The organism is Pseudoalteromonas aliena (genome assembly GCF_038155085.1).
Lineage (GTDB): Bacteria > Pseudomonadota > Gammaproteobacteria > Enterobacterales > Alteromonadaceae > Pseudoalteromonas > Pseudoalteromonas aliena_A.
This window is the reverse complement of sequence record NZ_JBAKAU010000001.1, coordinates 539,990-559,455: the sequence shown is the minus strand read 5'-3', so window position 1 is coordinate 559,455 and position 19,466 is coordinate 539,990. Positions and strand designations below refer to the sequence as shown.

The following is a 19,466-nucleotide window of genomic DNA, read 5'->3' as shown; positions in this document are numbered from 1 at the left end:
AATAACTTAATATTAAAAGCTCAGCAATTGCTGAGCTTTTTTGTGTTTGGCTATTTTAGCTTAAAAAGTAAAGGCCATAGCCAACAGTTAATGCAGGGATAGACGTATACAAAGTCGCAATTATAGCCGCTTTAGGTGCCATGGCAATTGCAGGGAATAATGCATCACCATCGTTAGATATTGCATTAGCAGCTAATGCGCTAAATGGAATGATCCCCTGAATATATAACGTAGTAACAATTATTTGCGGGCCACAACCTGGTAAAAAACCAATCACTACAGCGATAAGCGGCGCTAAATAAGCGTAATGTGCAAACCAAGTTTTTAAATCAAGCCCTGCAATATTTACTAAAATTTCAAACAACATAAACGATGCCACAACCCATGCAGTCACAAAGTGTGTGTCTTGAAGTACTTTAATAATTTTAGAAGGTGGATTACATTCATCGTCTTCAGAGGTTACTTCTTTATAGCTTTCACCTTTAGAAGAATACGCCCATATAGTGACAGTAAATAACGCCATTGCAGCACCAAAAAGGCTAATACTTGTCCCTGTGTATTTTCCAAATTGATCAAAGTCGACATTAAACGCAATTAAAAAAGCAATAATGAGGCTCGGAATAATAGCGAACATCCATACGGGTTTGCTTATTTTAATTATTCGAGTAGGCAATACTTTAACTTGTTTTTTTTGTTCTAACTTAGTTGGGCGTAAAAAGTCTTTTGCGTGAAGGGCATTTACTACAACACCACAAAGCGTACCGACGACTAAACCAATCGCCATTATAATTAAACCTTCAGTAGGGCGAGTGGCAAGGAGTAAAAATGCAGCATCACCCATTGTGGCAGTAAGCACGGCGACTATAGCCCCAAAACTTGCTTGGCCTTTTGTAAATTGAGTAACCACTATTATTGCACCACCACATCCAGGAAGGGCACCTAATACGGCTGCAAAAAATATTTCTAATAGCGGCGATTTAGTACTTAAATAACTAAGCTCTAACTGAGGTAAGTGTTCTATAGCGTAGTAATAAATTAATAATGTAGCAGCAACAAATACGCTAACTTGAAAAAAAGCATCGCTTAGTGCTGTTATGGTCATTTCACGAAGTGATGGCAAAACTAAGCATACCAACAAAAACAGTGGTAATAATAAACGTTTATTTTGGGTAACAAAGCGTTTAGAAGCGGGCGTAATAAATCCTATTTGAGAGAGTAAAATCATACAGTGTCACCAATTAAATAAACTTAGTAACACTGTATATTTTAATCAAATGATAATCAATATCATTTACATCTATTTAAATCGATTACTCACTTTGAGTTTTTCGATGTTAAACCCTGTGCTATTTACGTTGAAACTCTGAGTTGGCATTCCAAGTAGGCCATTGCTCTTGCTCAGATATATTAAAACCTACTTTATAAAATAATTGTAAGTCTTGAACAGCGCCTGATAAATCCCATTCATCGCGGTACCTATCACAAGGCTGATGGTAACAACCACGAAGCACTAAACTCATACGTTTACGATAATTTTCTGTGTCTTCATCGGCCGCTACTGTACCACCGCCTGCATACATTGCAGGAATACCCATATTTGCAAATGCAAAGTGATCAGAGCGGTAATAGCCACCCGATGATGGTTTTGGATCGCCAGATATTGTTCTACCTTGCTCTTTGGCTGCGGTAGTTAAAAATTCATCCATTTGCGATTTACCAATACCTACTACATTCATATCTTTAACTTTACCTAGTAGGTTTAAGCTATCCATATTTATATTCGCAACAGTTTTATTAGCAGCAATAACCGGGTTTGCTGCATAGTATTTAGAACCAAGTAAGCCTTGTTCTTCTGCAGTTACCGCTAAAAAGGTCATTGAACGGCTAGGGTGCTTTGGTAATTTAGTAAAGGCTTCAGCTACTTCAATAAGTCCAGCTGTACCTGTTGCATTGTCGTGTGCACCGTTATAAATTTGATCGCCTTTACGGGTTTTATCTGTACCTAAGTGATCCCAGTGTGCAGAGTAAATAACGTGTTCGTCAGGTTTTTCACTACCTGGGAGGGTTGCAATAAAGTTGTACGACACCGATTTTTTTATTGTATTTTTAACGCTTACCGATGCAGTTAAATCGCCCATATCAACGTTATAAGCACCTTTTGCTGCATTTGTTTTTACAGTCTCAAAATCAAGGCCAGCATTAGTAAAAAGCTCTTTTGCTACATCACTAGTTACCCAACCTTCAACGGCAACGCGGTCCATGTTGTTATTTTCTTTTTGAAACCCAAATTGCTCACCGCTCCAAGAATTTTCGACAACCGACCATGGGTAAGATGCAGGTGCTGTTTCGTGAATAATAATTGCACCTGCAGCACCTTGGCGACTTGCTTCTTCATACTTGTAAGTCCAGCGTCCGTAATAGGTCATCGCATCGCCTGTAAATAACGCAGGATCTTTTGTAGCAAAACCCGGATCGTTAACAAGCATAACTACTGTTTTGCCTTTAACGTCTAACCCTTCGTAATCATTCCAGTTGTACTCTGGTGCATTTACACCGTAGCCAACAAATACAAGTTCTGAGTTTTCGATGCCTTCTTGTGCACTGATACGGCTACTGCCCATAACCATGTCTTTTTTGTATTGGTAATCTTTCCCACCAATAGTTAATACCATGTTTGCATCAGCCTCAAGCGATACAAGTGGAACTTCTTGTAAGTAGCTTTCGCCATTGCCAGGCTCTAAACCTAGGGCTTTAAATTGCGCTGTTAAATAATCAAGCGTTAGTTTTTCGCCAGGCGATGAAGGAGCACGGCCACCAAATTCGTCTGATGCGAGTACTTTTACATGTTTAGCCAGTTCATCAGCTTGAATACTGTTATATCCATCTGTTACATCAGTAGGGGTGATACTTGTTGTTGCGCAACCCGCTAAAACAGCAGTAGTAAGGAGTGTGAGAGAGAAATAATGTTTCATGTCAGCTCTTTTTTGTTTTAAGTTGCGATTAGTATATTAACTTCTATTAATCAGAACCAGTTTTTACGTTAAACTTATCGTAAATTATAGGCATAAATTGTTAAAGGTTTAAATGAAGCGTTTTACTCCCCCCGAGCAATGGCAAGTGAGTAGTTTACAAACAGGCGCATTTTCGCACTTACGTGAGCTATTTAAAGTAGACGAACTAACTAATTGGCCAGCGCCTCAGTGGTTTACTCCCTTTTTAAAAGCGATTAATGCTAATAATATTGCCATTAGCTTTGAAGACGACGCAAAATTAGATTTTGGCGATAGGTATTACGAACAGGTTATTTTTGAAACGGGTGTAGTGCCAACTCGTGCAGAAAATTGGCATGATTTATTTGGTGGTTTTATTTGGTGTTTATTCCCAAAAACTAAGGCACTGATCAACCAACGTCACGTGCAAGATATAGCGCAATATGGGCTACAAAAACGTACCAAACACAGAAATGCACTTACTTTATTTGATGAATGCGGCGTTGTATTAGCCATTAGCGACACAAAGTGGGCAGAGCTACTTCGCGAGCACCAATGGAAAACTGCTTTTGTTGATAATAAAAGCGAGTGGGGTAAAACAATAAAGCCGTTCATATTTGGTCATGCAAATTACGAAATGCTAACTAAGCCTTATATAGGATTAACGGGTAAAGCGTTGTTTGTAAGTATGCCCGATGAAATATTTTGTAAAGATTTAGTTACTCAATATCAGTACCTAGACCAAGCCCTTTATGAGATGATTAATACAGATAACTGCTTAGCTGATAACAAAAAGCTTTCGCCACTGCCTTTATTAGGTGTGCCTGGCTGGTATGACGAAAACAAAGACGACTCTTTTTACAACAATACAGATTATTTTAGAGCGAAACGAAGGATGCGAACATGATAGAAGTTGCTGGGCTTAAAAAGAAATTTAAGCTAACTAAAGATCACAAAAAAAATAAAATAGACGACATCGACCCTCGTGAAGATAAAAGTTACTTTCACTCTGTCAGAGGTGTAAGTTTTAGTTGTGCCAAGGGAGAAGTATTAGGTTTGTTAGGTCCAAATGGAGCTGGCAAGACAACCACACTGAGAATGATTTCAACCGCGTTAAAGCCTGATGAAGGCTCAATAACGATTGCCGGAAACGATATTGTAAAAAAACCGTTACTGGGCCGTAAGTCTATTGGTTTTTTATCAGGCTCTACGGGTTTGTATGGCCGCTTAACTGTAAAAGAAAACATAGAGTATTTTGCAAAGCTTCATGGCATGAACAAAAGCGATATAGCAACGCGTTGTGAAGAACTTTTTACTTTGCTCGACATGCATAAATTTATAGATAAACGGGCAGAAAACCTTTCAACAGGTATGAAGCAAAAAGCAAATATAGCGCGTGCTGTTGTACATCGCCCAGCCGTTGTTGTACTTGATGAACCAACGACAGGTTTAGATATTATGACTACACAAACCGTTATTCAATTTATTAAAGGCTTAAAGGCACAGGGTACACCGGTTATTTTTTCTACCCATCATTTAGATGAAGTCGCACTTTTATGTGACCGAGTTGCAGTTATCAACGAAGGGCTTAGTTGTTTTGATGGCACACTCGATGAGTTTAAAACAGTAGGTAACAGCAATGAGCTCAACCAAGCATTTATGAATATATTAACGGAGAAGCACGATGTTTGAGGTATTTAAAAAGGAATTAAAAGAACTCCTTCGAGATAAAAAGACATTACTTTTTGTGGTTGCATTACCAGTGGCAATATTTCCATTGCTGTTTGCTGTAATGGCATTTATTAGTTCTCAAGCAGCCCTTGATGCAGATCAAAAAGTTAATACTTACGTAATTATTAACGGTGAGTATGCCCAAGAATTTACTGACAAAGTATTTTATCATAAAAGTTTTGAGCTGTATAAAGGCACTAAAACATTCAATAGCATTGAAGAGCTTAAAGCCGGCGTCATCGCTGGTGAAATTGATATGGGAATCTATCTACCAAGCGATGCAAAAAAAACGCTAGATAGCGCTAAACAGAGTCAATGGGAAGTTGTTTTTAATGACTCTAAATCTATTAATTTCTTATTTGACCGCGTAAAAGAGTTAGCTAAAGAATATAGCGATAATCTTCAAAGTGACAAATTAGTTAGTTTTGGTATTGATAAGTCAGCACATAAGTCGCTACTAAATCCAATTGAGGTAGTAAAAGTAGACACTGCTGATAAACGTGAAAACCTAGGAGAGAAAATGGGGGGCTTTTTACCTTATTTACTAATACCACTGGTTTTAATGGGGGCAACTTACCCTGCTATTGATTTAGGAGCTGGTGAAAAAGAGCGTGGCACACTAGAAACATTGTTACTTACTCCTATTACACGTACAGAGCTAGTGCTTGGTAAATTTATAACTTTACTGACAACATCTATTGCTTCAACGACTATTACGGTACTTAGTATGGGTTGTTGGGTTGCATTAGCGTTAGCATTTGCAGACTTAGATTTTATTAAAGAAGCATTTAGTACGTTAGCTGTTACCGATCTGCTAATGATATTTGTATTACTGTTGCCAGTTGCAGCAATATTCTCGGCTTTAGCCCTAGCTATATCTATCTATGCGCGGACATTCAAAGAAGCGCAAAATTATATGGCGCCACTTAGCATGGGGGTATTTTTTCCTATTATTATTTCAATAATGCCAAACATGGAGCTGAATGCCAAAACAGCATTTATTCCGGTTACTAATGTAGCGCTTGCCATAAAAGAGATAATTAAAGGTACGGTTGATTATACATTTGTAGGTTTGATCTTTTTGGCAACAGCACTCATTGCAGGGGCACTACTTGGATTTTGTGTTAAATGGTTTAACAGAGAAGACGTATTGTTTAGATAAAAAGTTATTACCTCTAACATAGAGAATTTTTCATTATAGTTTACGATGTAAAATAGATATTCATGCTATAAGATTGAAAGTCTTGGGAGAAAGGGGATTACTTCATTGTAAGGACTCATAAATAAAGGAGAGCATATGCTCTCCTTTTTAGTGCAGGGTCTCAAATGATCTCTACAGAATTTCCCTGGTAAAACACTAAGTGAGCCGCGCAATAACAGGTTATAAACAGCTTGCCATTTAATTTCTAAAACGATTGTCCCGTCCTAAAATACGTTGATGGTTTTAATTGAAGGCCAGTAGCTTTTGCTCCTGGTCTTTTTATGCATTCAAAGAAACAGATCAACTAGACAACACTCTGATAGTCTTTTTATCGGAGAATGGCGGGTTATTTCCTGAAAGCTGGCAACCGACTAGCGATTGGGCTGACAATTCACCTTTTAGAAGAGGTAAAGTTGCTTTACTTGAAAGAGGGCATTCATGTGCCTTTTATCGCGAATTGGCCGGGGGTAATCCCGAAGGTTCAGGAATTTACTGGTTTAGTCTCATCACTTGATATTGCTGCAACCTCAGTTGCACTAGCGGGTGCTGATAATAGAAAATTAGATGGTGTTAATTTACTGCCATTTTTACAAGGCACTAAACAAGGCGGCCCATGTCAGGCGTTATTTTGGTGCTTAGAAGAGGCATCTAATATTTATGCTGTACGTACTGTTGATTATAAATATATGAAACAACCACTACCGAATGTAGGTCGCAGTTTTTTGATATGAAAGCCGATCCGTATGAGCAAAATAACTTGGTTGATACGTTACCCGCTGAACAAGCGAAATTAGCCAAGCTGTGTAATGAGAGGAATAAGCACAACACAAATAATGTTTTGCAGCAATCATGGGAATATAAACAAGAGGTTAGTAATTTTTTTTGAGAAACTTAATAAGCGTAATTTAGAGCAAGCTGAAAGAGCAAAGACCTATAAAATAAAGTAAAAATGTTATTTGTATAAGTGACCTCAAGCTAACTGTGTTTGATATTTATTATATACATTTATCACCTATTAATGGGAATAGTATCGGTGCTATTTAAATATCAAACACACTGTGTAGGTTTGATCTCAAAATAAAATGTGTGTTACGTGTAATGCTTGTCTTTAATGGCATTGTAAATGGCATCACATAGTGTTTTTATACTGGTGTCGTCACTTATATAAGGTGGCATAAGGTAAATTAGCTTACCGAATGGGCGTATCCATACACCTTGCTCTACAAAATAAGCCTGAATTTTAGCAACATCAACATTGCCAGCAGCCTCATTTAGTTCAACAACGCCTATTGCACCTAAGGTACGCACATTGGCAACCTCATTTAGTTTGCTGCATTTATTAAGTTGTTGTAGCTGGGTGTGTATTTGCTTTATTCGTTGTTGCCAGTTTTGCTCAAGTAATAAATCAATACTTGCGCAGGCCGCAGCACAAGCAAGCGGGTTACCCATAAAAGTAGGGCCGTGCATTAAAACACCTGCTTCGCCTTCGCTTATGCCAATGGCTATTTTATCACTTGTTATAGTGGCCGATAGCGTCATTGTACCCCCAGTTAGTGCTTTACCAACACACATTATATCAGGCTCTATATTGGCGTGCTCTACAGCAAAAAATTTACCTGTACGGCCAAAGCCTGTGGCAATTTCGTCGCAAATTAGCAGTACGTTATATTGGGTGCACAATTTACGTACGCAGGCTAAATAATCAGGGTGATAAAAGTTCATACCACCGGCGTTTTGTACTATTGGCTCAATGATAAAGGCGGCAACTTGGCTGTGGTTTGCTTTAAAGTATTCCTTAAGCTCTTGGGCTTCAGCTTGGTTAAACTCGCTATCAAATTTACTAACCGGTGCGGGTACAAATACATGCTCAGGTAAAAAGCCTGAATATAAACTATGCATTGAGTTAACGGGGTCGCATACGCTCATGGCTGCAAAAGTGTCGCCATGGTAGCCCTTGTAAGGCGTCATTAATTTTTGTTTTGTAGTAATACCTTGGCTCAACCAATATTGCAGCGCCATTTTTATTGCTACTTCAACACTTACCGATCCGCTGTCGGCTAAAAACACTTTAGTTAAACTAGGCGGCGTTATATTGACTATTTTTTTACACAGCTCTACCGCACTGTTATGCGTAATACCACCAAACATAATGTGGCTCATATTATTAATTTGCTCAATCATGGCGTTATTTATAACAGGGTGGTTATAGCCATGTATTGCACTCCACCATGAGGCCATGCCATCGATTAATTGCTCGCCAGTTTCGAGATGAATAATGTTGTGATTTGCATGTGTAACGGGGTAAACCGGGATTGGCTGAGTCATAGACGTGTATGGGTGCCAAATGTGCTCACGATCAAAATCAAGGTCAATCGCATTCTTTTTAATCATATGTAAACTTTAACTTGATGGGGTTCGTTGACAATGGTACTTCAACTCGTAGACTAAGCCAATATCACCACTGAGAAAAATAAGAGAGTATTATGGAACTTGCCCCTGTTCGTCACGATTGGACCCACGCTGAAGTTAAAGCATTATTTGAAATGCCATTTAACGATTTACTGTTTAAAGCCGCATCGGTTCACCGTGCTAACTTTAATCCCAATGAAGTGCAAATTTCTACTTTGTTATCAATTAAAACAGGCGCTTGCCCAGAAGATTGTAAGTATTGTCCGCAATCGGGGCACTACCGAACCGATTTAGAACGCGAACGCCTAATAGAAGTCGAAAAAGTAGTAGAGCAAGCACGCCTTGCTAAACAAAAAGGCGCTACACGTTTTTGTATGGGTGCTGCATGGTCAGATCCAAAAGACAGAGACATGCCGTACATTTCGCAAATGGTTAAAGAAGTAAAAGAGCTTGGCCTAGAAACCTGTATGACCCTTGGTAAACTTAGCAACGAAAAAGCCCATGAACTAAGCAGTGCAGGGCTTGATTACTATAATCATAACCTTGACACCTCACCTGAATACTACGAGCAAATTATATCAACTCGCACATTTCAAGACAGATTAAACACCATAGATCACGTACGTGAGGCAGGCATGAAAGTGTGCTCAGGCGGTATAGTCGGTATGGGCGAGCAAGCAAGTGACCGTTTTGGACTACTTATGCAACTAGCTAATTTGCCACAACAGCCAGAAAGCGTGCCTATCAATATGCTCGTTAAAGTTAAAGGCACACCGCTTGAAAACGTAGATGATTTAGATCACTTTGAATTTATACGTACCATAGCAACAGCGCGTATTATGATGCCACACAGTTATGTGCGTTTATCGGCAGGGCGCAACGCCATGAACGAGCAAATGCAGTCTATGTGCTTTTTTGCAGGTGCTAACTCAATATTTTATGGCGACAAACTTCTTACCACCGAAAACCCAGACGCTGATGCCGATATGAACTTAATTAAAAAATTAGGTATGAACCCAGAAAAACGTCACGACTATTCAGATGAAGCAGTAGAAGCCTCGCTTTCATCGCAAGTAGCCGACAAAGCAACTTCTGAATTGTTTTACGAAGCGTAGGCTTGTATTAATGCCTTTTGATTTTATAAACACGCATCTGCAGGCTCGCCAGCAAGATGCGTTACTTCGTAAACGCCACGTAGTACAACACGCTACAGCGCGCACCATAACGGTTAATAATAAAACCTACCTTAACTTTGCCAGTAACGACTACTTAGGCTTTGGTGATGAGGCTGTTAATCTTAATGACTTCCAAGCATTAGGGAGTCACAGCTCAGCATTGGTTACAGGTTATCAGGCGCAGCAAAAAACGCTTGAACAATACTTATGCGAGCAATTTGGTTATGGCGCAGGCATGCTATTTAACTCAGGGTTTAGCGCTAATAGCAGCGTAATTAAAGCGTTGTTTCAAGATAAAGCCGCTGCGCAAAACAGCGCTATTTTTCAAGATAAGTTAAATCATGCAAGTTTGATTGACGGTGCTTTGCATTGTAAAGCGGCTTTAGTGCGTTTTAATCACAACGACATGAACCATTTACGCTCACGGCTCGAAAAATCAAAAGCGCAAAGCAAGCTTATAATAAGCGAAGGCGTATTTTCGATGGATGGCGATACCGCGCCTCTTAAAGAATTACTCGCACTTGCAAAACAGCACAACGCATGGTTAATGATTGATGATGCCCACGGCTTTGGTGCTTTGGGTAAAAGCGGGCTTGGCAGTTGTGAAGCACTTTTAGAAGAGGGTTTAGCGCTTCCCGAAATACTAGTAATTACCTTTGGCAAAGCCGTTGCCAGCAGTGGCGCGTGTGTACTAGGCAGTAAACGGTTTATTGATTACATGCTGCAATTTAACCGCGATTACACGTACTCAACTGCTATGTCGCCACTTTTGGCAAGCCTTACACTTGCGCGTATTAAAAGCATAAAAACAGCTGATGATAAACGCGATAAGCTAAATGCCAATATTGCATTATTTAAGCAACTCGCTAAAACCCATAATATTGCTGTAATGGAATCAAACACAGCCATTCAGCCCATTGTTTTAGGCTGTGCTGAACATACTTTAAAAGCGGCTGAAAAGTTAAAGAAAAATGGTATTTGGCTTACCGCTATTCGCCCGCCCACAGTTGCACATAACACCTCACGTTTACGCATTACTTTAACCGCCGCACATACCGAGCAAGACATCACGCATTTAGTTAAGCATTTAGTAGGTGCAATAGCATGACTGCTCAACCCGTATTAAAAACAGACTTAACGCAAACACAACTTGTAAAACCGTGCCTAGTAAGTAGCGAATTGGATATAGAGTTAAACAAGGAGCTTAAAAAGTCCACCAAAAGTAAGTTTTCAAAGGCGGCGGCGAGTTATAACACCCATGCAAATGTACAAAAACGTGCTGCGAGCGATCTATTTGCACTCATAAAACCAGGCATTAATAAAAATATGCTTTGTGTTGATTTAGGTGCAGGCCCGCTTGTTAATACGCATACCTTACAAAGCGTATTTGCAAGCGTTGTGGCAATGGATTTGAGCTTAGACATGTTACAAAGTAGTGATTTGACCACACCTAAAATATGCGCCGATATGGATAACTTACCGCTGCAAGCAAACAGTGTTGATGTTATTTACAGTAACTTTGCAGTGCAGTGGTCTGCAAATTTTTCGGCTTTAATGCAATCACTTTACAGTATATTAAAACCAGGCGGGCAGGCGTACATAAGCACTGTGGTAGAGGGCTCACTTAACGAAATAAAAACAGCTTTTGCCGCGCTTGATTCTAACAGCCACATAAATACCTTTAATAGTGCTCTATATATAAACCAATCAGTCCAAAAAGCAGGGTTTACTATTAACAGCGCTCAAAAACATATTTACACGGATGAATACACAACACCCTTAAAAGCTATTGCCTCTATTAAAGCTATTGGCGCTACTACGCAAAACCATATCAATACGCGCCAAGGGTTACTTACCAAATCGGCGCTACAAAAAGTATGCAGTGCGTATCCGCTTATAAATAATAAAGCATGTGTGTCTTATCATGTTGTGCTGTTATCATTAGAAAAACACTAAATAAGCCCAAAGACATTAAAGGCAACGCATGAAAGAATTCTTTATAACTGGCACCGACACCGATGCCGGAAAAACCCACGTTACCAGTTTGCTATTAAAGTTACTTGCCCAACATAAAAAACAAGCTATTGGCTTTAAACCCCTTGCTGCTGGCTGCGAAATGGCGTTCGATCAACTAGTAAACGCCGATGCCCTCATACTAATGGAAAGCGCAACAGTCAGCGCTAAATACGATGTAGTAAATCCGTTTGCGTTTGCACCCCCTATTGCGCCGCACATAGCCGCTGAGCAAGTTGGAGTGAGTATTACTGTAGATAAACTAATTGATGCTTATAAAAACGTAAAACAACAGGGCGCTGACATCATCCTTACTGAAGGTGCTGGTGGCTGGGCGTTACCGATCAATGAAAACGATTATTTATACGACTGGGTAAAGGCAGAGCAAATGCCGGCAATACTCGTTGTTGGTATGAAGCTAGGTTGCTTAAATCATGCGTTACTAACCGCTGCGCATATGCAAAGTATGGGTATAAACTGCGTTGGCTGGATTGCAAACCAAGTCGATAAAAATATGGACGAGTACCAAGCAAACCTTGATTCACTTAAAGCACGTTTACCGTTTCCTATTTTGGCAATAAGCCCTTACAGCGAGCAAACGCCAAAATTACAAATATACAAAACGTTACTTAACACCTTTGCTATTAACTCCTAAACCCAACTGCTTTGTAACTAGTTATAAAGCAGTTTTGTAATAAATACATATGCTTAATAATTTAATTCTCCCTTGAAATAGCTATCCTTAGTACACATATATCACTAATAACTAAGCTGCTATTGTTACTAAGGAAATAACACCTCTTATGACCCACCCATTTATTGAAAATTACGCTCAAAATACGCACGTAAAGGCCGAGCCAGACGTACTTAAAAGTGCTTTGCCTAAAACCCGTGTGGGTATTTTAGGTGGGGGCACAGCAGGGGCAACAATAGCAATTCGCTTAGCGGCATTAGGTATTCACACTACTGTTTTTGAGAAAAAAAAGTCATTAATAGATGGCCCGCCTATGTGTCACTTGCACGCAGGGGGAAATTTATACCGAGAGATACCCGACGAAGACTGCGTAGAGTTACTAAAGCAATGCATCGATATTTTGAGGCTGTACCCTTTCACCATAGATGTACGCCCAACCGTGTTTGCTGTACCAACGCGTGATGACGACTCACCCGATGATTTACTCCCAAGGCTAAACAAGCTCACCAACGCGTATAAAGAGTTAGTTAAGCAAGACCCTAATAACAAAGTACTCGACGAGCCCGACAATTACTACCAGCTTTACAGCTATGAGCAAATGATCGCGCTTTCACATAAAGAGCAAATAGCAGAGCCAAAAACACTTGATGAGTGGATGATCCCTGTTGCTAAACACTTAAATTTAAACAAAATAAAATACCCGCTTATTGTTGCTCAAGAATATGGTTGGAACATATTTAGATTGTCGGCCAGTGCACAGCTTGCACTAGCACAATACGAACACGCTAATGTACTTACCAGTACAGAGGTTAAACAGGTTAGCCAAGTTAATAGCAGTAATGGCAAAACCCAATCACCTACCTGGCAAATTGAATACCAAAACGCACAAAGCAACGCCACACAAACGACAGAGGTTGATTACCTCATTAATGCCTGCGGTTTTCAAACGGGTATTGTTGATGACATGGTAGGGGTTGATGCTAAACGTATGGTCGAATTTAAAGCCTCGTATATTACTCATTGGCAGGGCGTAGGTGGGCAAATACCCGAAATTATTATTTACGGTAACCGTGGTACGCCCGAAGGTATGGCGCAGTTAACACCATACCCAGACGGGTACTTTCAAATACATGGTATGACCAACACAATAACTTTATTTAACGATGGCCTTGCAGAAACAAGCAGTAATAGCGCCCAACCAAAACTACCTAGCAAATATTTAAACTATATAAGTGAAGGCTGGGATAAAGACACACTTAAAGCTCGCAGCCAAAAAGCGATAGATTTTGTTTCCGAGTTTGTACCGGCATTTAATAATGCAGATACGCAAAACAATGCGTTATTTGGTGGGCAACAAATCCCAGGAGAAGACGACACATTACGGGTAGCCGATGTTAGCTTATATTCGCATATTAGCTATGCGCGCGCCGAAAACGTAAAAGCATCATCTACGCTTATTGCTGCCGACGAAATAGTCGCTGAATTTACAAAGTTAGGCTTAGTAAGTAGCGAGCCGAATATTAATAATCATCGTAATAACCACCAATGGGCGTACCTTGAGCACAACTGTAATGAAGACATAACTAAAATTGCACAAGTACTTGCAAAAGAGCGTGGTTTCCCTGTAGCTATGGCAAATATTAATAATGGTATAAACAAAGTTACCTAAGCTTAAATCCATTAACTACCTGATAAGCATGCGTTTTAGGCTTTCTTTTTATTATTAACTAACGGCAAGCCTGTAAAAGATCACGCTTCTAAACACTCCAAAAAAATTTATTTATAAACCCACAAATAACACTTGCGTTATGACATAGTTTGTCACAGAATGGCGCTAACGTTATGACATAGTGTGTCATAACGCAGTGGTTGCTTTAACCTAATTTAATTTTTATGTTCGGTGATCAAACCTATTTTTGTGAGGACAATATGAAACGTATATTTTTGTTTTTATTAACTAACCTAGCGGTTATGTTGGTATTAGGTGTAGTGCTTTCAATAATAATGAGTGTGCTGGGCTTAAGCCATCGTAGCCTTGGTGGAATTTTACTAATTGCTACTGTGTTTGGTTTTGGTGGCTCGTTTATTTCGTTATTTATGTCTAAGTGGATTGCTAAAAAATCAACAGGCGCACAAGTAATTACCCAACCGCGTAATGAAACCGAGCATTGGCTTGTACAAACCGTATCTGCACAAGCACAAAAAGCAGGTATAAAAATGCCTGAAGTGGCAATTTACGACAGCTCAGAAATGAACGCCTTTGCAACTGGCCCAAGTAAAAACAACTCGCTGGTGGCGGTAAGCTCAGGCTTATTACATAACATGAGCCAAGACCAAGCCGAAGCCGTACTTGCCCACGAAGTATCGCACGTAGCTAACGGCGACATGGTAACGCTTACGCTAATACAAGGCGTGGTAAATACCTTTGTAATATTTGCTGCAAAAGTACTAGCAGGCATAGTTGACAACTTTTTAAGTGGTGATGAAGAAGAGGGCGGTAGTAGCTGGTCTTACTTTTTATTCGATATGTTATTCCAAGTATTATTTGGTGTGCTTGCAAGCATAGTGGTGGCTAGTTACAGCCGTAAACGCGAATTTGCAGCCGACAGCGGCGCAGCTAAATTGGTAGGTGCTGATAAAATGCGTTCCGCCCTTGAGCGATTAAAGCAAAACCATCCATCGCAATTACAAGGTTCTATGATGGCTTTTGGTATTGCAAGTGGTAAAGGTATGGCTGAGCTGTTTTCATCTCACCCGCCGCTTGATGCGCGAATAGATGCACTGAGTAAGTAATTATGTAAGTTATTAAGTATTTTAAGCCAGCTTAAACGCTGGCTTTTTACTTATACTTGTAATCAAGTACCTTTTATGTAAATATTTTTGAAGTACAAAAAATGCTCACTAATTTTTTAATTTCTCTAATATAAGGAAATAAGTATGATGTTACTTAAAGTATTAGCTGTTGTTGCAATTACTTTATCAAGCTCTGTTTTAGCTAATCAGCATATAATTACAGCGAATAAGCAAGTTTACTCTTTGGATAATAAAACCCAAACATATATAGGCAACGTACACCTCTCATTTGATGATAAAAATAAATTTCAGACGACATCAAACAATGTTAGCTTTAATAATGGCAATACAGTAATGGAAGGTGAAGTAGTCATAACCTTCAATAATATTACCGCGGTAACTAATAAAGTTACTTTTTCTGAGTCTGATTCAGGTGTGTTAGCTAAAATGGATGAAGTGACTTTTACTTATAAGTAATTGTTTATTTAAAAACACAAAAGCCAGCGTAATAGCTGGCTTTTTAGCGTTTGGGAGCTGGTTATTTACCAAAAATAATATCGGTAATGCCTTCTGGTGAGAGTATTTCTATCCAGTAACCGTCAGGGTCTTTTATAAATGCTAAGCCTTTCATTGAGCCATCATCTGGCTTTTTAACAAACTCTACATCGTATTTTGCAAAGCGCTCACTGGCTGCGTAAACATCCGGTACACTAATACCAATGTGACCAAAGCCTTTAGGCTCTTGGTTACCGCTGTGGTAACCCTCAAAGCTATCGTCGTTTTCAGTGCCCCAGTTATGGGTAAGTTCTATTAGCGCAGGGCGGCCAAATACCCATTTAGCCTTAGTTTTATCATCACCTTCTGGCTGCTCAGGCTCGTAGCCTAAAAAGTACAGCGTAAACTTCATTTCAGGAAAGTCATACTTACCTAACAGCTTCATACCTAATACATTTTGATAAAATTCGAGCGACGGTTTTGGATCTTTAATACGCAACATAGTTTGCTGCATCACATAGCCTTTAGTGGCCTGTTCAATTTGCTCTGGCGATTCGTTATAGTTAGACATGGTAATCCTTTGTATAAATTAAGAAGCGAAAATAGAGATATAATGCTTAAATTATTATAATCAACCGTCATTTAAATTACATAGCGCAATTTTAAAATAAGGAAGTACATGGCTATTACAATAACCACGGGCACATTTAAGGATATAACCGCTGTAAGTAAACATATTCCCGAACTTTTAACCACTATTGATAACCAAGCTTTGGATAGCCGCTTAAATAATAAAAAAGCACTTATATTAGTGGCCTACCATGAAAATGAATTAGTCGGTTTTAAAATTGGCTATGAGCAGTCTAATTCGCAGTTTTATAGCTGGCTTGGTGGCGTACATCATAAATACCGAAGGCGTGGTATAGCTAAAAAGCTACTTATTAGGCAAGAGCAATGGGCCGCGGAGCAAGGCTATACCCATATACATGTAAAATCGATGAACCGGTTTCCTCAAATGCTCACTATGTTAATCACAAATGGCTATTACATAGGTGGCTATGTCGATAAACACAGTACGATGCTCAGTAAAATTAAGTTTGTAAAACAATTAGCAAAATAAAATAGGGCGCTTTATTCATCGTTATTTAACTAAGTGCCATGTAGGGTTTAATTAACTACTGCAGAAATTACTTACACAAAGTAAATAACGCATATAAAGGAGTGACTATGTTTTTTGATGATATGCAGGGCTTAATACGTGTACTTATCATTGGCGTACTAGGTTATATCGCGCTGGTGTTTTGGCTGCGTATATCGGGTAAACGTACGCTTTCTAAATGGAACGTGTTCGACTTTATAGTCACTATTGCGCTGGGATCTATTTTAGCCTCGGTGATCATTTCAAAAAGCGTTGCGCTGATAGAGGGCATACTCGCGTTTGTTGTGTTAATAGGGCTGCAATATGTTATTACGTGGCTTAGTGTGCGCTCATCTAAATTTGCTTCACTCATAAAAGCAGAGCCCACGCTCTTACTAAGTGATGGTGAATACTGCACGGCAGCACTTGAGTCGCAGTGGGTAACTAAATCAGAAATTCGCGCCGCTATTCGTGGGGCGGGTATATTAGCCATAGAAGATGTTGCCGCCGTAGTGCTCGAAACCGACGGCAGTTTTAGTGTACTTAAGCAAAATAACAGCGGCTTAAAAACCGCGTTAAGTGATGTAAGCGGGCATTAAATTAATACGCTAATAATTATATTAACTAAGGCAGGTATATTACCTGCCTTATTTGGTATTAAAGCATAAGTTATTTAGCGTGCTGCTCTAATAAACTAAAGGTAGGTAAGCGCCATTTAAAGCGTATTGATGCCATACGTATTAAGTAGCCTGCAACTAGGCTTACAATAATGCTGATGTTGTCATCAATATTGTAATGGTGCAGTGCCAAGTATAAACAAGCTACAAGTAACGATACACTCGCGTATAGCTCGTTATGTAATACAAGCGGCGCTTGGCGACATATTAAATCGCGCAGTAAGCCACCAAATACACCGGTTACAACCGCAGCCACTACACAAATACCATAATGCAATCCCATATTTAGCCCCACTTGGCAGCCAATAATACTAAAGGCAGCTAAACCAAGGGCGTCTAGGCGCATAAAAATGCCCTTAAATTTAACCACCCACTTAGCCAGCCACGTAGTCACAATACCGGCAATACACGTAATTAATAAATATTCAGGGTGCTGTACCCAGGTGAGCGGGTAATTGCCTAGTAAAATATCTCGCACGCTACCACCACCAATGGCCGTAGCACTGGCAACCAGTACAACACCAAACCAATCCATTTTCATACGCCCAGCACTAAGTGCGCCGGTCATGGCTTCTGCGGTAATACCAATAATATAAACAACGGTTAGTAACATGAGATAATCACTTAAAATACGTGCGTAAAAATAAGGTGTGGATTGTATAGATAAATTAAGTAAATAACGAATGAAAAATCGTACTAAAAAAGGTTAATTTAGATAGAAATAACTAATAACAAAACTGAGTGTAAACAAGCTGTTAAGCTGGTGGGTGAGTACGTAATGGTTGATATGAATTAAAGGACATTTGGCCGCAAATTATAAATAAAACAAGTTGAGGTTTAGTCGTTTTTATCACGTTTATTTTTTGCTGAATTTAAAGATTAAGTTAATTAGGTAAAGTATAAAAATTAACGCAACATGAATATTTAGTTGCATGGTTTTAATTTAGGAACGTATAATAACAAGTGTTAACTAAATGGGATTTTCGTAAAACGCAGCTTAAGCAAAATAGGCGGATACATGCACAAGGGATTGTTAAAAACGTGGAAAACCGACAAAGGTTTTGGTTTTATTAAATCAGACACCCTAGAACACGACACGTTTATACACATATCAGCGCTTAAACACATGAGCCGCAAGCCAAAAGTTGGCGACACCATTTATTTTGAAGTTGCTACGCAGTCCGACGGTAAAAGCAAAGCAGTTAACTGCCGCATAGAAGGCGTTGCAGAGCTTAAAGCCCCTTACCAAAAACACTGTAATCAGCCGCACCGTATGGCTAAATCTAATTTTGCCAGTAGCTTTTTAGGCAAAGTTGCCTCAATTAGCATTATCGCCGTGCTTGGCTTTGTCGCAGTAAATAAATACACCCATTATCAAAGTAACGAGCAATTTAATAACCACACTCCCGTTATTACTAACGCAGACTTAGCCACCTTTGACGAGCAATACCCAAAAGTCGTTATTCCTAAAAACACGCAAAATTTTACGTGTGATGGCAGGCAATATTGTACTGAAATGCGCTCACGCGAAGAGGCGGTATTTTTTATTAACAACTGCCCAAATACAAAAATGGATGGTGATGGAAAACCTTGTGAAAATGATTCACGGTTTAAAACTGAGTGGTAATCTTATAAATCGATTAGTTAAGGATTTGGTTTAATAAAATAGAATTAGTTGCTGTGTATAAATGCAGCGATGTAAGTTTTTCCCCATAACATTATTGAAAGTCGTTTTGGGGCTAAATAACAAAGGTCATTGGATAACTCTTGTAGCTAGTTGTTACTAATAGAGTTATTTAGCGTAAATATCGAACAATGTAATATGCGCCGTTTTGGGGTGTTATAAACCACCAAAGTGGGGTTCAATAAGCTGTTAGGTGTTTCTCAAGTTTGGAGTTCAAATGGGATTTAAGTTTTGGTTCGTTAGAGCATTAAAAGTATTTCTTGGAGTAGCGGCCTTACTTTTTATAGTTGAGTTGCTTAAACAGCATTCAGTACAAGAATCATTAATTTTTGCTTCTATTTGGTCTTCAATCACAACAGCAGTATTCATATGTTCAAGACTATATCAATCACGAAAAGGTGTAGAGTGTGCTTTGTGTAATGATATTCCAGACAAAAGTGATAAAAACACCTAACAACTCGTTAAA

The 19,466-nt window shown here is 39.2% G+C and carries 20 protein-coding genes; 15 read left to right on the top strand and 5 right to left on the bottom strand.

Annotated features, from left to right (window positions below; genetic code table 11):
• Window positions 1-55: 55 nt before the first annotated feature.
• Entirely contained in the window at window positions 56-1,225 is a 1,170-nt protein-coding gene (locus V6260_RS02555) for a putative manganese transporter (RefSeq protein WP_341592528.1), read from the bottom strand.
• Window positions 1,226-1,346: 121 nt separating this feature from the next.
• Entirely contained in the window at window positions 1,347-2,972 is a 1,626-nt protein-coding gene (locus tag V6260_RS02550) for a M28 family metallopeptidase (protein ID WP_341592527.1), read from the bottom strand.
• A gap of 112 nt (window positions 2,973-3,084) precedes the next feature.
• Between V6260_RS02550 and V6260_RS02545 the strand changes: the two genes are divergently transcribed.
• The 4 genes from V6260_RS02545 (at window position 3,085) to V6260_RS02530 (ending at window position 6,653) form a co-directional block, all read left to right on the top strand.
• Window positions 3,085-3,897: a DUF3025 domain-containing protein gene (locus V6260_RS02545; protein ID WP_341592526.1), complete on the top strand. Its 813-nt coding sequence runs from the start codon at window positions 3,085-3,087 to the stop codon at window positions 3,895-3,897.
• Complete coding sequence (locus tag V6260_RS02540) at window positions 3,894-4,682, top strand: ABC transporter ATP-binding protein (protein WP_341592525.1); 789 nt, start codon at window positions 3,894-3,896, stop codon at window positions 4,680-4,682. The genes V6260_RS02545 and V6260_RS02540 overlap by 4 nt, the downstream gene beginning before the upstream one ends.
• Window positions 4,675-5,883 (top strand): ABC transporter permease, encoded by a 1,209-nt coding sequence (locus V6260_RS02535; protein WP_341592524.1) that lies wholly within the window; start codon window positions 4,675-4,677, stop codon window positions 5,881-5,883. The genes V6260_RS02540 and V6260_RS02535 overlap by 8 nt, the downstream gene beginning before the upstream one ends.
• A gap of 479 nt (window positions 5,884-6,362) precedes the next feature.
• A complete protein-coding gene (locus V6260_RS02530; RefSeq protein ID WP_341592523.1) occupies window positions 6,363-6,653 on the top strand; it encodes a hypothetical protein in 291 nt (96 codons plus the stop codon).
• A 358-nt stretch (window positions 6,654-7,011) separates the two neighbouring features.
• On the opposite strand, the gene bioA is transcribed toward V6260_RS02530, so the two are convergent.
• Window positions 7,012-8,313 carry an adenosylmethionine--8-amino-7-oxononanoate transaminase gene (bioA, locus tag V6260_RS02525; protein ID WP_341592522.1) on the bottom strand — a complete coding sequence of 434 codons (1,302 nt, stop codon included), beginning with the start codon at window positions 8,311-8,313 and terminating at the stop codon, window positions 7,012-7,014.
• A gap of 92 nt (window positions 8,314-8,405) precedes the next feature.
• On the opposite strand from bioA, the gene bioB reads away from it, so the two are divergent.
• The 7 genes from bioB to V6260_RS02490 all read left to right on the top strand — a co-directional run bounded on the left by bioB (window position 8,406) and on the right by V6260_RS02490 (window position 15,483).
• Window positions 8,406-9,446 carry a biotin synthase BioB gene (bioB, locus tag V6260_RS02520; RefSeq protein ID WP_341592521.1) on the top strand — a complete coding sequence of 347 codons (1,041 nt, stop codon included), beginning with the start codon at window positions 8,406-8,408 and terminating at the stop codon, window positions 9,444-9,446.
• Between the two features lie 10 nt (window positions 9,447-9,456).
• The gene (locus V6260_RS02515; RefSeq protein WP_341592520.1) at window positions 9,457-10,614 is read left to right on the top strand and encodes an 8-amino-7-oxononanoate synthase; all 1,158 of its coding nucleotides are present in this window, start codon (window positions 9,457-9,459) and stop codon (window positions 10,612-10,614) included.
• The gene (locus tag V6260_RS02510; RefSeq protein WP_341592519.1) at window positions 10,611-11,462 is read left to right on the top strand and encodes a methyltransferase domain-containing protein; all 852 of its coding nucleotides are present in this window, start codon (window positions 10,611-10,613) and stop codon (window positions 11,460-11,462) included. The genes V6260_RS02515 and V6260_RS02510 overlap by 4 nt, the downstream gene beginning before the upstream one ends.
• Window positions 11,463-11,490: 28 nt before the next feature.
• The gene (gene bioD / locus V6260_RS02505; RefSeq protein ID WP_341592518.1) at window positions 11,491-12,174 is read left to right on the top strand and encodes a dethiobiotin synthase; all 684 of its coding nucleotides are present in this window, start codon (window positions 11,491-11,493) and stop codon (window positions 12,172-12,174) included.
• A gap of 148 nt (window positions 12,175-12,322) precedes the next feature.
• Window positions 12,323-13,882, top strand: coding sequence for an FAD-dependent oxidoreductase (locus V6260_RS02500; protein WP_341592517.1), 1,560 nt, complete (start codon window positions 12,323-12,325; stop codon window positions 13,880-13,882).
• A 260-nt stretch (window positions 13,883-14,142) separates the two neighbouring features.
• Window positions 14,143-15,006, top strand: coding sequence for a protease HtpX (htpX, locus tag V6260_RS02495; protein ID WP_341592516.1), 864 nt, complete (start codon window positions 14,143-14,145; stop codon window positions 15,004-15,006).
• Between the two features lie 144 nt (window positions 15,007-15,150).
• Window positions 15,151-15,483: a hypothetical protein gene (locus tag V6260_RS02490; protein ID WP_341592515.1), complete on the top strand. Its 333-nt coding sequence runs from the start codon at window positions 15,151-15,153 to the stop codon at window positions 15,481-15,483.
• A 61-nt stretch (window positions 15,484-15,544) separates the two neighbouring features.
• Here V6260_RS02490 and gloA read toward each other — a convergent pair whose 3' ends face one another.
• Window positions 15,545-16,072 (bottom strand): lactoylglutathione lyase, encoded by a 528-nt coding sequence (gloA, locus tag V6260_RS02485; RefSeq protein WP_096793154.1) that lies wholly within the window; start codon window positions 16,070-16,072, stop codon window positions 15,545-15,547.
• A 108-nt stretch (window positions 16,073-16,180) separates the two neighbouring features.
• Between gloA and V6260_RS02480 the strand changes: the two genes are divergently transcribed.
• Complete coding sequence (locus V6260_RS02480; RefSeq protein ID WP_149592324.1) at window positions 16,181-16,621, top strand: GNAT family N-acetyltransferase; 441 nt, start codon at window positions 16,181-16,183, stop codon at window positions 16,619-16,621.
• 107 nt (window positions 16,622-16,728) lie between these two features.
• Window positions 16,729-17,238 (top strand): DUF421 domain-containing protein, encoded by a 510-nt coding sequence (locus V6260_RS02475; RefSeq protein WP_341592514.1) that lies wholly within the window; start codon window positions 16,729-16,731, stop codon window positions 17,236-17,238.
• A gap of 70 nt (window positions 17,239-17,308) precedes the next feature.
• Here the strand turns inward: V6260_RS02475 and V6260_RS02470 are convergent, their stop codons facing one another.
• On the bottom strand, window positions 17,309-17,929 hold the full coding sequence (locus V6260_RS02470; protein ID WP_007586765.1) for a trimeric intracellular cation channel family protein: 621 nt from the start codon (window positions 17,927-17,929) through the stop codon (window positions 17,309-17,311).
• Between the two features lie 405 nt (window positions 17,930-18,334).
• Between V6260_RS02470 and V6260_RS02465 the strand changes: the two genes are divergently transcribed.
• Together V6260_RS02465 and V6260_RS02460 are read left to right on the top strand one after the other, a co-directional pair.
• Entirely contained in the window at window positions 18,335-18,943 is a 609-nt protein-coding gene (locus V6260_RS02465) for a cold shock domain-containing protein (RefSeq protein WP_341592513.1), read from the top strand.
• A gap of 274 nt (window positions 18,944-19,217) precedes the next feature.
• Window positions 19,218-19,454 carry a hypothetical protein gene (locus tag V6260_RS02460; protein ID WP_341592512.1) on the top strand — a complete coding sequence of 79 codons (237 nt, stop codon included), beginning with the start codon at window positions 19,218-19,220 and terminating at the stop codon, window positions 19,452-19,454.
• Window positions 19,455-19,466 lie beyond the last annotated feature (12 nt).